The 15,035-nt window shown below is 46.4% G+C and carries 12 protein-coding genes and 3 tRNA genes; 9 read left to right on the top strand and 6 right to left on the bottom strand.

The window, feature by feature from the left end:
• The first annotated feature begins 26 nt into the window (after nt 1-26).
• The 3 genes from EK22_RS09650 (at nt 27) to EK22_RS09640 (ending at nt 408) form a co-directional block, all read left to right on the top strand.
• A tRNA-Ala gene (locus EK22_RS09650) sits at nt 27-102 on the top strand.
• 29 nt (nt 103-131) lie between these two features.
• Nucleotides 132-207: transfer RNA gene (locus tag EK22_RS09645), tRNA-Glu, on the top strand.
• Nucleotides 208-332: 125 nt separating this feature from the next.
• Nucleotides 333-408, top strand: a tRNA-Glu gene (locus EK22_RS09640).
• Nucleotides 409-607: 199 nt separating this feature from the next.
• On the opposite strand, the gene EK22_RS09635 is transcribed toward EK22_RS09640, so the two are convergent.
• The 3 genes from EK22_RS09635 to EK22_RS24690 form a co-directional block, all read right to left on the bottom strand.
• A complete protein-coding gene (locus EK22_RS09635) occupies nt 608-817 on the bottom strand; it encodes a hypothetical protein (RefSeq protein ID WP_036250451.1) in 210 nt (69 codons plus the stop codon).
• 246 nt (nt 818-1,063) lie between these two features.
• Nucleotides 1,064-1,123, bottom strand: a complete 60-nt coding sequence (locus EK22_RS25570) for a hypothetical protein (RefSeq protein ID WP_235209278.1) — start codon at nt 1,121-1,123, stop codon at nt 1,064-1,066.
• An 825-nt stretch (nt 1,124-1,948) separates the two neighbouring features.
• On the bottom strand, nt 1,949-2,116 hold the full coding sequence (locus tag EK22_RS24690) for a hypothetical protein (RefSeq protein WP_020160411.1): 168 nt from the start codon (nt 2,114-2,116) through the stop codon (nt 1,949-1,951).
• 258 nt (nt 2,117-2,374) lie between these two features.
• Here EK22_RS24690 and EK22_RS09625 point away from each other — a divergent pair, with 258 nt between their 5' ends.
• The 4 genes from EK22_RS09625 (at nt 2,375) to EK22_RS09610 (ending at nt 6,886) form a co-directional block, all read left to right on the top strand.
• Nucleotides 2,375-2,821, top strand: a complete 447-nt coding sequence (locus EK22_RS09625; RefSeq protein WP_036250449.1) for a host attachment protein — start codon at nt 2,375-2,377, stop codon at nt 2,819-2,821.
• 358 nt (nt 2,822-3,179) lie between these two features.
• Nucleotides 3,180-5,267, top strand: coding sequence for a V-type H(+)-translocating pyrophosphatase (locus tag EK22_RS09620; protein WP_036250596.1), 2,088 nt, complete (start codon nt 3,180-3,182; stop codon nt 5,265-5,267).
• Nucleotides 5,268-5,285: 18 nt separating this feature from the next.
• Entirely contained in the window at nt 5,286-5,600 is a 315-nt protein-coding gene (locus EK22_RS09615; protein WP_020160414.1) for a hypothetical protein, read from the top strand.
• 104 nt (nt 5,601-5,704) lie between these two features.
• Nucleotides 5,705-6,886 carry a BaiN/RdsA family NAD(P)/FAD-dependent oxidoreductase gene (locus EK22_RS09610; RefSeq protein WP_036250447.1) on the top strand — a complete coding sequence of 394 codons (1,182 nt, stop codon included), beginning with the start codon at nt 5,705-5,707 and terminating at the stop codon, nt 6,884-6,886.
• Between the two features lie 233 nt (nt 6,887-7,119).
• Here EK22_RS09610 and EK22_RS09605 read toward each other — a convergent pair whose 3' ends face one another.
• Complete coding sequence (locus tag EK22_RS09605; protein WP_235209274.1) at nt 7,120-8,295, bottom strand: hypothetical protein; 1,176 nt, start codon at nt 8,293-8,295, stop codon at nt 7,120-7,122.
• Nucleotides 8,296-9,159: 864 nt separating this feature from the next.
• Between EK22_RS09605 and EK22_RS25255 the strand changes: the two genes are divergently transcribed.
• Nucleotides 9,160-9,318 (top strand): hypothetical protein, encoded by a 159-nt coding sequence (locus tag EK22_RS25255; RefSeq protein WP_235209273.1) that lies wholly within the window; start codon nt 9,160-9,162, stop codon nt 9,316-9,318.
• A 118-nt stretch (nt 9,319-9,436) separates the two neighbouring features.
• On the opposite strand, the gene EK22_RS24235 is transcribed toward EK22_RS25255, so the two are convergent.
• Complete coding sequence (locus EK22_RS24235; protein ID WP_152565066.1) at nt 9,437-9,826, bottom strand: hypothetical protein; 390 nt, start codon at nt 9,824-9,826, stop codon at nt 9,437-9,439.
• Between the two features lie 51 nt (nt 9,827-9,877).
• Nucleotides 9,878-11,647 carry an alpha/beta hydrolase gene (locus EK22_RS09590; RefSeq protein WP_051961837.1) on the bottom strand — a complete coding sequence of 590 codons (1,770 nt, stop codon included), beginning with the start codon at nt 11,645-11,647 and terminating at the stop codon, nt 9,878-9,880.
• A gap of 1,431 nt (nt 11,648-13,078) precedes the next feature.
• Between EK22_RS09590 and EK22_RS09585 the strand changes: the two genes are divergently transcribed.
• Nucleotides 13,079-15,035: condensation domain-containing protein (locus EK22_RS09585; RefSeq protein WP_152565065.1), on the top strand; the 1,957-nt coding region annotated here is incomplete at its 3' end.

Raw genomic sequence — 15,035 nt, 5'->3', positions numbered from 1 at the left:
CGTGTAAAATGGCGGTTCTTTACTGAGGGGCCATAGCTCAATTGGGAGAGCGCAACACTGGCAGTGTTGAGGTCGGCGGTTCGATCCCGCCTGGCTCCACCAAACAGCAAAGGCTGACTAAACCAGTTTTAGTCCCCATCGTCTAGTGGCCTAGGACACCGCCCTTTCACGGCGGTAACGGGGGTTCGAACCCCCCTGGGGACGCCATGAATCTTATAGCCCCATGCTAATGCATGGGAGTTTTTATAAGTTCAGGATGTTTAGATACTTCAGTTATAGTATTGGCAGTTGTTTATTTTTGCCAAGAGTTTAGGCTGACTAAACCAGTTTTAGTCCCCATCGTCTAGTGGCCTAGGACACCGCCCTTTCACGGCGGTAACGGGGGTTCGAACCCCCCTGGGGACGCCATTATATAAAAAAAGGATATCAGTATACTGATATCCTTTTTTTATGTCCGCTATTTTTTCAGCTTTCTTAAAATGTGATTTAAGAACTGGTTCATAAAAAGTCCCAGAAAAACAGAGCCGCAGCTAGCTTTCCGAAGACATGTACCATAATCTCATTGTAAGAATGTACATTACTGGTGCATTCAATGCCTGTCTTTACTTCAATCCAGGTAAATAATGCGATACGGCTGGCGAACGCGAGAAACCGTTGTGGACAGCCATTGATTCTGTGGCTCCAGATAATAGCGTTGCCTTTTTCGTTTTTTAACCGGCGTCAAGATGCGTTCATGGTTGTGAAATTGCTGCCGAATCTGATCAAATACCTTGCCATCATGGTTACTGGCGCCTGTCACCCCGATATGCTTAGGCATTGGCAACGAGCCTGATCGGCGACGCCTTATGACATGCACCCAAACACCGTAATGGTACAACTTCTCTGTTGATCGGTAACCCGAGTCCGCCAACTCTTTAGCCGCACAAGCGTTAAACCGGTGACCTTGCTTGACCAAGACTACTGGGAAGAAGTCAATCAGCCAGGCTTACCCTGGATTCTTGTTTGTCAATGGCCAACAGAATTGAGCCAGTTTCGGCTATTAAAATTGAGCCACTTTTTCCGGTTAATATGAATTGTTTAGCTTCGCTTTCAGCCGATAATTTTCCCCGCCGATCATAAAAATATGTGAGTGATGGATGATGCGGTCGACGGTAGTCGCGGAGAAAACAAGGGTGTAAATGCCGATCCGCGTAGTCTAAATACTCTTGATCGCTCTGTGCTTATCCATCACTCCGAACAGGTAAGGATTTGGTCGTCAATAATTTTCCTGTTTAAACATTAGGATGTGTCGACGAGGAGGCGCATCGTTCGCGAGCGATGCGCTTCACTGCGCCGCCTGGAGCGCCTACTTTTGTTCAGCACATCCTATCAAGAGTCTAATTTCAGGAAGTCATTTTTAGCCAAATCCTAAATAGTATTTCGCCAATTTATTTATGACGGGCAAATTGTAGGCGCGAATTCATTTATGCCCTATGGGTACTTGTACCCCTTGAGGGTGTTCGCACCCTATGAATGCTCTGCAAATCATACTCGTCAGAACAAGACTGATTATGTAATAGCGATGACTTCTTCATTGGTAAAGCTTAATTGCGAATATCAATAGTTTAATGGTATCAACTCGCTTCTATTCAGCTCTTGATTCGCATTTGAGTAATGGCGCGATTTAGTTTTTTCCATGTGTTAAATCATTGGTCTGTTTAACTTCCATAAATAACCTTTGTAGCTGATTGATGCTGTGGCATGACAGGCATTGACCCTCGTTGAAATAGGTTTCTAACTGCGGATTTTGGACAAGAAATTTGTTACTGTCATGTTGCTGTATTTTTTGATACGACTTCTGATCTTTTGGGAGTTCTGATGCTTGAACTTTTGCAAATACTAGATTACATGCTAAAGCGACAATAATGAGATATTGCATAGTCATTAGTAAGTATGGCTTGGAATCGCTTTATTGATCATGAGTTTCTCGTTCATTATCATATGAAATTGCCAGTTCAGAATAATAAATAGATTCAACAATCATGTTCTGATACTCCTGTGGTTCCATATCACTTTCGGGGTTATCTTGCAGCAAGACATGAACATGATCTAATTCATTATTATAAGAAGCAGCCACTGTATTTCTCTCCTGTTCTCATTATGAAACTCACGTTTTTTTATTAAATCCCTTTTGCCATTTTTTTCTAATATTTATAACGTAACGGATAGAGTAAAGGAATTAGTGCAATAACTTAAGTATAAGTACTTAGCAAGAAATGAGATATAAAGTAGTTATTTTCAAAAAGCCATAGGTAAGGATACGTATGGATCTTTTTAATAATTAAGAAATAATGACCATTGACCAATTAGGCAATTTCTTAACGAGGAAATAGCTATGAAATTATTCTGGATACTTGTTGCCGATAGTAGTCGGGCACGAATATTTACTGCTGATACGCCTTCTTCGCCTTTAGAAGAGATTGAAGACATTGCCCATACGGAAGGGCGCTTATTTGATCGAGAAATAACGTCGGATTTACCGGGAAGGATGCGCCATGCCGGCGGTGCGGGCGGGCATGCTTACGATCCTGCCAGCGATCCAAAAAAGCACGAAGCCAGCAATTTTGCCCATTCTATCGCTAAGCTTCTGGAAGAGTCGCTCAATGCGAATAAATATGATCGGTTAGTGATTATTGCAGAGCCTTCATTTCTGGGAATGCTGCGTAATAATTTATCGGAACAGGTTAGAAAAAATGTCTGCTTAGAGCTTGATAAAGACGTTACTACACAAAGTGCTGTTGATATTCGCGGATACCTGCCGAAATATTTGCCCAATTTGTGAAATTAAATTGAAGAAGGATGGAGGCTGATCTTGACAGTCGGTTAATTCGCTTAGGTAAAGAAGAATTTAGAAACTTATTTCTTCTTACTTAATGGCGCTGTTGTTTTCTTAAATTTTTATAAATTATATTGGGCTATTTTAATGGCTAAATGACTGATTATGAGTGCCTGTATTTTGTAATATTTTTTACATAATAATTTGTTTTTGAATGAGTTATATTTCTGGTTATTTTTTTAATATAACAACTTGAAATAGAGCCATAAAAATCAGCAATTGTTTTAGTTGGTAAAGATACGTTACTGGATGATGCTGGTTATCTAATATTGAATGGATTGAAAATATAAAAATGGGGAATGCAATGATACTGACGACTTTTATTCCGCCATTGTTTGGCCTATTAGGGCTACTGGCCGCCTATATAATTTTTCATAAAGTGATGCGTTATCGCGAAGGCTGCGAAAAGGTAGCAAAAATTGCGCGTGAGATCCACCTGGGGGCAATGGTTTTTATGCGGCGCGAATATACGATGCTAATCTTGTTTGCCGGCGTATTGGCTGTATTGCTGTTTTTTTCGCTGGGATGGAGGACAACATTGGCTTTTATTGTCGGTGCCACAACGTCTGGACTGGCCGGCTTTCTGGGTATGTTTACTGCCACTAGAGCGAATGCAAGAACAACTACCGCGGCTTATGAGGAAGGCATGTCCTCAGCGTTATCGGTTGCTTTTTTTGGCGGTTCAGTTATGGGACTGGCTGTGGCCTCTTTAGGGCTGTTGGGGTTGGGTTCGCTCTATTTGTTTTTTAGTGGTGATGCGGAAACAGTCCACGCAATTCATGGTTTTGGCATGGGGGCATCAACTGTCGCCTTGTTTTCACGCGTAGGCGGCGGCATTTTTACCAAATCCGCCGATGTCGGCGCTGATCTGGTGGGTAAAATTGAGATCGGCATTCCCGAGGACGACCCGCGTAACCCCGGCGTTATCGCCGATAATGTAGGAGATAATGTTGGCGACGTGGCCGGCATGGGGTCGGATATCTTCGAATCATATTGCGGTGCCATGATAGCCACGATCGCCATGGCCGGCTCCATGGCGTCGGATATTATTGATCCCCTGGGAGTGCGTGAAGATCTGATGTTTTTGCCTCTGGCTTTATCTTCCGCAGGCTTGATCTGTTCCATCGTCGGAATTACTTTGGTGCATCAAGCGGGTAATAAACAAATTGAAGTTCTTCTGCAGCATAATGTTTTAGGGTTTGTCGCTAAACCTTTAATGGAACTAAAATTAAATGCCAGCGAAAAGCCAGAATTGGCCTTACGTAGCGGTACCTTAGGCGCATCTATTCTGTTTATTTTGACAGCTTTTTTGGTGGTGGCCGGCATGGGGATTGATCTAAAAGTCGCATTAGCCGTGCTGGCTGGTGCTGCTGGAGGCGTCATTATTGGTTTAGTCACTGAATATTATACAGCCAGTAGTCCGGTCCATCGGATCGCCGAGTCAGGTGAAACCGGGGCGGCCACAGTGATGATCACGGGCTTGGCTGTCGGAATGGAGTCAGTCGCCATACCGGTACTGACAATTTGCGCGGTAATTTTGGTAAGTAGCTCACTGGTTGGACTGTATGGTGTTGGTATTGCCGCAGTAGGCATGTTGGCAACCGTGGGTATCACTATGGCAATCGATGCCTATGGACCCGTTGCCGATAATGCTGGTGGTATCGCTGAGATGGCAGGACTGGGTCCTAAAACGCGAGCGATTACAGATTCTCTTGATGAAGTGGGCAATACCACTGCCGCCATCGGCAAGGGTTTTGCTATCGGTGCGGCGGCATTGGCGGCTTTGGCGATTATTACGGCTTATGTCGAAACCATTAGCATGCGCATTGAGAATTTTCAGTTAAATTTAAGCAATTCGGATGTGCTGATCGGTCTCTTTATTGGCGGCATGCTGCCTTATCTCATTGCCTCGATTACTATGACAGCGGTCGGTGAGGCGGCATTTGAGATGATAAAGGAAATTCGCCGCCAGTTCCGCGAGATTCCGGGTTTGCTGGACGCGAGTGCCGATCCTGATACTGCCACTTGTATTGATATAGCGACTGCGGCGGCGCTCAAAAAAATGATTTTACCAGGGATAATTGCGATTGCCGCGCCGCCTGTGGTTGGCTTTATACTGGGCCCTGAAGCTTTAGGCGGTATGCTGGGCGGGGCGTTGCTTTCCTGCGTTTTATTGGCATTAATGATGGCAAACTCAGGCGGTGCCTGGGACAATGCCAAGAAATATATTGAAAAAGGCCATCACGGCGGCAAAGGATCTGAAGCCCACAAATCAGCAGTTGTCGGAGACACCGTTGGAGATCCTTTTAAGGACACGGCCGGCCCATCAATGAATATTCTCATCAATGTAATGGCTATTGTCAGCCTGGTTATTGCTCCCTTATTAGGTTAGCGGAAAGGGGTATTGATTATGAAAGCGTATTTGTTATTCTCCGGCAGCGGTACCTTGGTGGTTCTATCTCAGCACGATGATGTTGAGCACAAGTTATTTCTGGAAAAATTGGCGGGCAAGGGTATTTATAAGTTTATCGCTCACGAAATTCCCTTGGAATTGGCAAAAGAACGCTATGGCAAGCACTTTGATATCGCAACCCATGATTTGTATGAAACGGATCATTTACGTGTGGTTGATTACAACGGTGAGCGGGCAATGAGGCTGTTCAAATTCAGTGAGCTCGGCCCTGAAATCATGCATGAGCCAGATAGTTTTCCTGAACTTTTCTAGTGCTTTAGCGAAACGAAATTTTATCAATATGCATTCAAGCTTTTTATAGTTAAACGATGACCTGATTTATTGTATAGTTGGCTGCTTTTGTGTAGGTGTAGGTCATGAAAGAGGCCGATGTCATTATTATCGGAGCAGGTGCGTCGGGCCTGATGTGCGCAATAGAAGCCGGCAAGAGGGGCCGGAAAGTCATTATTCTGGATCATGCTAACAAACCCGGCAAAAAAATCCTGATGTCAGGCGGCGGCCGCTGCAATTTCACTAATTATGAAGTTGGGCCTGATAACTATATTTCGCATAATCCGCATTTTTGCAAGTCAGCGCTCAGTCGATACACGCAATGGGATTTTCTGGCCTTGATCGGGCGCTATCATATTCCTTTTCATGAAAGAGAGCACGGACAGTTGTTTTGTAACGAAAGTGCTCGCGATATTCTCAATATGTTGTTAGCCGAATGCGATGACGCGGGAGCGACTGTGCAGCTAAGCACACATATAGATACTCTTGAACAAGCGGCTGACAAGCGGTTTTATCTTACAACAGACAATGGTAATTATATTTGTCAGTCATTGGTGGTCGCGACCGGCGGCCTGTCGATTCCTAAAATGGGCGCTACGCCGCTAGGTTATAAAATTGCGCGGCAGTTTGGCATAAAAGTGCAGCCTACGTATGCGGGCCTTGTGCCGTTTACATTGCAACCGGAAGATAAAAGCAAATTTTCAGCTTTATCGGGAATTGCCGTTCCCTGCGTCATCAGTAATAAAATCCGCAGCTTTAGTGAAAATATTTTATTTACACATCGGGGCTTGAGTGGGCCGGCTGTCTTACAAATTTCATCGTATTGGCATCAGGGGGAAGAAATCAGCATTAACCTGCTGCCAAGAATAAATCTGGATGAGGAACTGAAATCAAAGCGACAGCAAAAAATTAACAGCAAGCTGAAAGTTTGCCTGGGAGGTTATTTGCCCAAGCGATTGATTAGCAGTTTATTCGCTGAAGAAATTCTGGAGCGCTCTCTGCAGGATCTTTCCGATACACAGATTCGGCAAGTCTCAGAACAGATCCATAACTGGACCATTAAGCCTGGCGGTACTGAGGGCTACCGTACTGCTGAAGTGACTTGCGGCGGGGTTGACTGTGATGCCATCTCGTCCAAAACCATGGAAAGTAAAGCCGTGCCGGGACTTTATTTTATTGGTGAGGTGCTGGACGTTACCGGCTGGCTAGGCGGATACAATTTTCAATGGGCGTGGTCGTCAGCCTGGTGCGCAGGGCAGTATGTGTAGAGATGGTGTACGGCTAAATAGAGTTTTGTTGGTATCAGGGATGAGCCAATAAATCCTGATTCATAAGACTTCCACCTACGCCTGCATGTCGTGAAGACCGTTGACAGCGGCAAAACGAAACGCGAATAATGGATCGTTCTCAGGCCGACGAATGCCCGAACTGCTTCAAGCATTCAGGCTATGTATTCAACTGAAGGATAAATGCTCTGGTAATCGGAAAAAATTCGGGAGTTTCAGTTTGTTTCCTGATCAGAAAGATTTTTGAGTATGTCTTTTAAGGAAACAAGGTTCAGCGTCATTCTGAATAATACGACATTGTTTTGTAACAAACCGTAACAATTATATGTCCTTAGCATGATATTGGTCTGGTTTAATGTATTACTACTAGATTCCGGTAGTTGATCCACCAGAATATGTAGCTTTTCATTATTCCTAATTGAACTTAAATAGTGCCGATCCACTGAAATTTCATGAGACGTGTAAACCATGGGATTGAGCTTAAAGTCATGATTTTCCAATTGTGCCTTTTCCAATAACGCACCGGAGCTAAGGCTGCAAGGAAATATCTCTGGGTACTGTGCAATCTGCCTTAACTCATCGAAATAGTCGGATTGCTCGGCGAAAGACCCGGATAGAAAGTTTTTAACCGATCCATTATTTAGATATTTCCGTTTAAGAAAATAATGAGTGCCGGGAACGATGGTGCAATCCGGGACTTCATCAAGATCGGGCAAATTGTCAAGTTTGGTGTCAGCTAAAAATAGTGACTCTTGCGTTTCTTTTTTATAGCCCAGCAACACGGTTTTGCCGTCCGATTTCATTGCAATGCGATTACCGAGCGTCAGACTGGGGGCAGTGTTAATCAGTGTTTTTTTTATATTCAGATAAACGGGTATTTGAGGGCGAACGGCATTAACAAAAGTGATTTGATAGTTACTGAAACGCAGATTGTTTTCGGTAATCACTTTGTTTTCATGATGAGCTTCTCTGTAGAGGCGCATTTGATATTCAATCAGTGTATTGAGCTGAAAACCCAACACGATAGGGCCTTTGAACGGGTTATGCACAATTTGTAGCCATTTGTGTTTATCATGAAACAAATTGAAGTCATCAGAAGCGTTGCGCGCCACTTCGATATGAAGCTGATTGAAAATAAACGGTTGATTATTCATTTGTAATGGCCAAGTTTTTTCGGGCGCTAGAATAGGTTGTTTATCTATCATTTTTCGTTCATAGTCATTGGGCGGCAGATAGCCAGGTTTGGAATGCAAACGCTGGCTGTTGTAAAAGCTTACGATGTAATCGATTATATCCCGTATGGCTTCTTCATGATTATATAATTTCGCCGTCAAACCCGTTCCATTTTCAGGTTCGGAAAGAAGTGCTCCATCATACTGTTGTCGCGGCAAATACCTTTACGGCTCATGCTGTCTTGTAAACCATACCGATCCAGCAAATTCGGATAGTTCTGGCTGGCATGCTGGCTGCCGCGGTCGGAATGGATAATCAGGACCGGCGCTGGTTGATGCTGACAGATGGTCCTCTGCAAAACCTAACACGCCAATTCCGCCGGCATGCCGCGCGCCATGGTCCAGCCCGCCAGCTTGCGCGAATACAAACCCAGTACGCCGGCCAAGTACAGTCAGCCGCTGCAAGTGCGAACACAGGTCATGTCTGGCAACCCAATCATGGTCAGGTTCCGCCGTTTCAAACTGACGATTCAGCACATTGTCGAATACCGGCAGGTTATGCTTGCTGTCGTCAGTATGGTCAAACCACACTTTCACACCGGTTTGAGCAGATGAACCACATCAGACTGCCCACCCGATAACGACCGATCCGAATGCCTTGGGTGTTTAATGCACCCTGTAGAAGCTGCCTGCCGGAACAGCGACTACTGGTTTCGAAAGCACTTTGCAACTGCTCTTTTATGGTGCGGACAGCTTTTGACGCCGAGCACGTCGCCGAGTGGCATAATAGCCTGAACGGCTGATCTCTAAGGCTCGGAAACTATGCTGAACCGGGATGGCCTTTGCTACGACTGTTGATCCAGCCGGTAGTTCATTTCAGTTCCCGGACAAAGAAGGCGGAAGCCTTTTCTTGTGCCATAGAGGTATTAATATCAGGACTTACGCAAGCCTGTGGGGGCGACTTCAGTCGCCCATTCAGATAAAAGGCGACTGAAGTCGCCCCCACAGGTTTTAAACCCGCTTGTTTCGGCGGATGAACAGGCAAACTGCGTAAGTCCTAAATATATTATTATCCAGGCAGAGTTGCCGGTTCTCTATATCCAGTCGGCGGATGCGCTGCTGTTCAGCTGCCAACGGTTTGCCGATACCCGTCTTGCCGACCAGTTCGGCATTCAACTGTCCCACTGTTCCAGGCAACGCCTGACGGCCGCCTCGTTCAGATTTGGGACACTCAACTCTTGATCTTTGATCAGATGCACAATTTTGAGCTTGAAGCTGGCGTCAAATTTTCTCCGTTTAGGTAGGGTGTTTTCCTTCTATAACGGTGTCCATCAAAATCAGACCATTACAATTATCTTTATCATGCTGTTTTATAAATCTTTCGTTTGCTCGTGAAGTTGACAGCGCCTTGCGCACTATCCCTTGCATAGGGATAACAGGTTTCTACGCTTCTTTCCAAAGCCTTAACCAAGGTCATGCCGCCTTCATGCCTAACACTAATTGGGTATGAAGGCGGCATCTTCCAAGCTTCGTCGCGGAGCAGAAATCTGGAACCCGAGTTTGATGCCGATGGAATACGTTTCGACACGTCATCAGAGGTTCGCTCACGTTCGTCTCCTTGACTCACACTTGACGGAGGAATCCGCCTTTTCCAACAACGCTCACTACGGCAGCATTTTGATTGCTGCAATCTGTGGTGGTTGGCCACCTTGGCTTTTAATGGCAGTGAGCGATTTCTTTTCTTGCCCATTGTTTTTTCCTCATAAGTTGAGATCACAATGAGCGGTTTTATCACTTAAAGCTACTGCCTGTTTTCTGGGCCCAGCAGGACTGGCCCCCCGATTTTTTGCATTGTCCGCCGTCTTGCATTCGCTCTGTTAGCTTCAGGTGATGTTTCGTCGGCGGCTATCATCGGTTCCGCCAATGTATCGGCGAAAGGTGTTACATCTTGCTGGCAGCTGGTTTCAGTTCTGGAAACTCTGGAGGTGAGCAAATAGCTAAACACAGTCTGGTCCACGCAGCTCGAGAGAAAAAGTGACGTATGTCCCCAGCCTTCCAGAGTCAAAAGGGCTGAATTGGGCAGGAGACCGTGTACTTGCTGGGCTCCTTCATACGGCGTTAAGGGATCGAAAAGGTTTGCAACGATGAGTATCGGTTTTGAGGTCACGCGGGAAAACGGGCCGAGATAGCGATCCGGATCGTTACTCCGCCAAACCGCGCAAGGGCTGGATTGCCAGGTTGTGATGCGCCCGAATACTCCAACATTTTCATCGGCTGCCGCTCCCGCTAAGGACCAGGCTTCGTGATTATCGGGATTAATGGAGTCGGTACACAAGACCGAAAATTGCTGCGCGGCGAGTGTCTGTGTCGGATCTTCGGGATCAGCCGGATCACCTATGGTGGCTGCTAAAACAGCTAATGCTTCTCCAGCCCTCTTGGCTGTGTCTTCCGAACCATCACTGATAGCGGCGTGAATTTCATTCAAGGTTACCGACAGCAGCGGCCATTCCAATGAGTTCACCAGTGCGCCGAAAACCGTTGCAATGAACCGGTCATAGGTAAGGTCATAAGGACCGGTGATCGGATCGATTATATGAACTGGAGCCGCTCGCAGGTGATCGACCAAGAAATCAAACTTGCTGGCCGCCATATTGCCGAAGGGGCACTGACCTAGGCCCGCTTGATCGCAAAGTCGGAAAAATTCATTCAGCGTCGCCTGCGACCCTTCAGCTCTGCGGAGTCTGGTAGTAACTGGTAGCGTATATCCCTCGTCGCCGTCACCGGTAGTGTAGGCTATGGGATCAACAATGCCATCCAGAACCATGGTTCGGATCCTGTTGGGGAATAGGTTCGCGTAAGTGATGCCGAGAAAGCTGCCATAGCTGTAACCCACATAATTGAGTCTGCTATCGCCAACTGCCTGGCGGAGCACATCGAGATCTCGGGCTACATTAGCGGTTGACATATGATCAAACACACTGCCTCCGTTAGCTTTGCATTTCGTGGCCAGACGCAAATCGAATTTTGCCGTCAATGCTTCTTCGGCAGGAGTGCGGGGGAAAAAGAACGGCGGCGCGGTAACAGGACCGTTAAAGCACACTAGAGGATTGCTGCGGGCTGTTCCTCTAGGATCGAAGCCGATTATGTCGAAGCGTTCGCGGAGTTCTAACGGAAGCACCTGGCCAGCGCCGAGCACGAAGTCGACTCCCGAAATACCAGGCCCTCCGGGGTTGAGGAAAAGCGATCCAATTTTTCTGACAGGCCGGCTTCTTTCACCCATGGCGGCTGGCAATTTAATCAGGGCGAGGTTTAGTTTTCCCCCTTCAGGCGCATTATAGTCGAGAGGTACATCGACAGACCCACAAAGAAATGGGAGGCCGGATTCTCGATAACACGCTTGCCAGTCAATAGCTGGCGGCTTGGATCCACAAAGAAATGGGAGACCGGATTCTTGATAACACGTTTTCCAGTCATTAGCAGGCGATTCCCTGTTTCCGCCCTGGTTTGCCAAAACTATTCCCGGAATAAGTAACAAGACACTAGACCACCGATAAAAATATTTAAGAATCATTATCACACCACTTTAGATAAGGTTTTAATAGGTTCGGTTGCTTTAATTTTTGATAGGCACAGACGGACTATCGGTTGGCAGAATTATGTGTTTAGTCGTATTTTTTTATCTTACTGCCACCTACCACCACCATCACCTCCTTTATTAATAGATAGTAATAAGGTATTTTTCTAACTTATATAATAAGCGGCCAATAAATAACTAACTGCTATGATGAGTTGATTTAATGATTATCTATCTTGAAGAAGTCTTTCTCTGCTTAAGACGGTAGCTATTATTTATTTTTTTATAGCTGAAGTTATATACGTACCACTACTTATGTGTTAGAGATTGGGCAAAATATTTTTACGGCAATCTTGCTGACCGAAATTTAGTAAACAATTCTTTTACTCATGAGAACTTTATGCGGAAAGCCATTGTCATCAATCGCTTGCTTGAAAAAGGCAGTGGCCGTGGATGTTCAAAGCATAAAGTCAACGGTATCGCCGAATATATCAACGGCATGGCATAAGTACCCCCATTTTCCTCTGACTTGATGGAGGTCTCATCCATGCGCCAGGTAGAAGCTATAGCCCGCTTGCGATTTTTTGCTTCCAAAACCAGAGCAGGTGTAACTCATTATCCAACAGTTGAGCGAGGTGTGATCCTTTTCAGGATTTGGTCGTAAATAACGTCCCTGTTTAAACAGGATGCGCCGACGCCAGGGGGGGGCATCGGTCGCGAGCGATGCGCTTCACCGCGCCGCCTGATGCGCCTGCTTCCGGTTAGCACATCCTATGCTGGATGCTAATTTCAAAAAGTCATTTAGCCAAATCCTTAACGCCTCTTTCCGCTAGAATTTCTTCGAGACTCCGAGGAAGCGGCCTAGCGGATATCAGAAAAACATGGCGTGTAAAATACTCCTTTGGAAAGTTGACGCCTTTAAAACGTATTACCCGAGCATTTGATTCCTAAATTGACAATTACCGTCTAACCTGACAAATTTTGCGATACGACCATGAACCATGAAAAGATTTGATTGAATTGCCATAGGTGTTTTTACCAATGAACTACAACTCCACAAAACTATATAATCGTTCCTCAAATTGATTGGCGTCTTAATTGCGCACCTCCATCCAGTTGGATGGGTATTGCGAAGGTATCGAATGCTCGTCCCCCTTATAATGACCGTTAGATAGAGATTATCCGCTTGTAAGGAATTTTGGATAAGGATTGTCAGCTTATGATAAGTGTTAGATAGAGGTTATCCCTTACTAATGGCCGTCAGATAAAGATTGTCGGCTTATAGTGGGCATTAGAACTAAGACTCAATAATTCACTGGTTCAACAATTCGCTGAATTAAATTTAAGCAAACTTACAGTGTTGCGTGAAAAATATGAAAAAAACGGTTGTCCGGGAGTGGCTACTAACGTTATGGCTGACTTCTTGGGATGTTATTTCAACTCAATCTACAAGGATTGGCAAAAATCATGTCCTTATATTATCCATTGACTAGTGCGCAAGCCTCTATATGGTTTGCTCAGATGTTGGACCCTGAAAACCCAGCCTATAACATTGGTGAATATACCGAAATTTCAGGCGCCATTGATCCGGACCTGTTCAGATTGGCAGTGAGCACTGTTCTGGATCAAAGCGACAGCTTTCACCTTCATTTTATTGCTACTGATGAGGGACCTAAGCAATACTTTTCCGGCAATAAAAACTGGGCTATACATTATTTGGATTTCAGTGCTGAACCAGATCCCTATGCCACTGCTAAAGGCTGGATGCATGAAGACATGGCACAAGCCTGCGATATCGTCCATGGTCCAATATCTATATTTGCACTTATAAAAATAAGTTCCGATTTCTTTATTTATTATCAACGCGCGCACCACCTTGTTTCAGATGGATTTACCGGTGCGCTTTTTGCCCGTAAAGTTGTCGATATATATTCTTCCATGAGCGGAGTTAAGCCCTTGGACGACAATACTTCAGGTTCATGGCTCGATGTATTGAAACATGAAGAGAATTATCGTAATTCCGCAAGATACGGGCGAGATCGGGATTATTGGATAGCCCAACTGAAAGACAGGCCAGGGCCGGTAACGCTGTCAGGCAAGCAGCCGGAACCGATTCCATGCAGCCAACATATCCGTAAGACAGATTACTTGGCCTATTCGACGGCAGAGACATTACGCAGTCTGGGCGCGGCCCATGGCGCGAGCTTGACTCAAGTGATCACCGCTGCTGTAGCGCTTTATTTGAATCGGTTTTCAGGCGAGGAGGATATTATTATCGGCATACCGGTATCCGCCCGGATTGGCGCAAAAATGCGCAATATTCCCGGTATGATGTCGAATATTCTTCCACTGAGATTGAGAGTTGATTCCGGACAGAATTTTGGAGAGTTTCTCAGTCAGACGACTAGATCCATGCGAGATACCTTGCGCCATCAAAGCTATCGGAGCGAGGACCTTCGTCAGGATTTTGGCTTACCTCCGAACGGAAGTCATTTCTATGGCATGACAGTCAATGCCATGGTTTTCGATTACGTTCAGAATTTTGCCGGTTATCCAGCCCGGACTCATAATCTTTCCAATGGACCGGAGTTCGAACTTTCTCTAAATGTTTACGACAACCAGAGCGGTTTCGACTTGCGCTTTGATTTTAATGCCAATCCTCTGCATTACAGCGAAAAAAGTTTAGCGACTCATATGCGTCGTCTGCTAGGTTTGCTTGCCAGACTCGCGTCCTCTACGCTCGATGTACCTATAAGCCGGATAAGTCTGCTGGAAGCGGATGAGCTTCAACGCGTACTCTACGACTGGAACGCCACCCAGGCCGACTACCCTCAATATAACTGTGTTCATGAACTGTTCGAGGCGCAAGTGCGGGATACGCCCGATGCTCCAGCGGTGGTGTTCGAGGATCAGACGCTGAGCTATGCCGAACTCAACGCCCGGGCCAACCGCCTGGCGCACTACCTGCGCCGTTCGGGCGTGGGCCCCGATGTTCTGGTGGCGATCTGCGCCGAGCGCAGCCTGGAGATGGTGGTGGGCCTGCTGGGCATCCTGAAGGCCGGCGGCGCCTATGTGCCGCTGGACCCGGCCTATCCGGCGGACCGGCTGGCCTACATGCTGGCTGATGCCGCGCCCAGGGTGCTGCTGACGCAAGAGCGGCTCAAGGGCATCCTGCCCTGGACCGAGTCCCGCATGATCGCACTGGACAGCGACTGGCGCCGGATCGCCGAACAGCCGGACACGAACCTGCCGCCGCAATCGCTGGGCCTGACCTCCCGGCACCTGGCCTACGTCATCTATACCTCCGGCTCGACCGGGCAGCCCAAAGGGGCGATGAACGAGCACCGCGGTGTGGTCAACCGGCTCAACTGGATGCAGAAAGCCT

Source organism: Methylobacter sp. BBA5.1 (genome assembly GCF_000746145.1).
GTDB classification, from domain to species: Bacteria; Pseudomonadota; Gammaproteobacteria; order Methylococcales; family Methylomonadaceae; genus Methylobacter; species Methylobacter marinus.
Note: the sequence above shows the minus strand (reverse complement) of the source record. Positions and strands in the feature narration are given on the sequence as shown.

Excerpts from the sequence above, each read along its gene's own strand:
- EK22_RS24235 (WP_152565066.1), bottom strand. The coding sequence starts at position 9,826 with ATGGGCAAGAAAAGAAATCGCTCACTGCCATTAAAAGCCAAGGTGGCC.
- EK22_RS09635 (WP_036250451.1), bottom strand. The coding sequence starts at position 817 with ATGCCTAAGCATATCGGGGTGACAGGCGCCAGTAACCATGATGGCAAG.
- EK22_RS09615 (WP_020160414.1), top strand. The coding sequence starts at position 5,286 with ATGAAAGCGTATTTGTTATTCTCCGGCAGCGGTACCTTGGTGGTTCTA.
- EK22_RS09590 (WP_051961837.1), bottom strand. The coding sequence starts at position 11,647 with ATGATTCTTAAATATTTTTATCGGTGGTCTAGTGTCTTGTTACTTATT.
- EK22_RS09610 (WP_036250447.1), top strand. The coding sequence starts at position 5,705 with ATGAAAGAGGCCGATGTCATTATTATCGGAGCAGGTGCGTCGGGCCTG.
- EK22_RS09620 (WP_036250596.1), top strand. The coding sequence starts at position 3,180 with ATGATACTGACGACTTTTATTCCGCCATTGTTTGGCCTATTAGGGCTA.
- EK22_RS09625 (WP_036250449.1), top strand. The coding sequence starts at position 2,375 with ATGAAATTATTCTGGATACTTGTTGCCGATAGTAGTCGGGCACGAATA.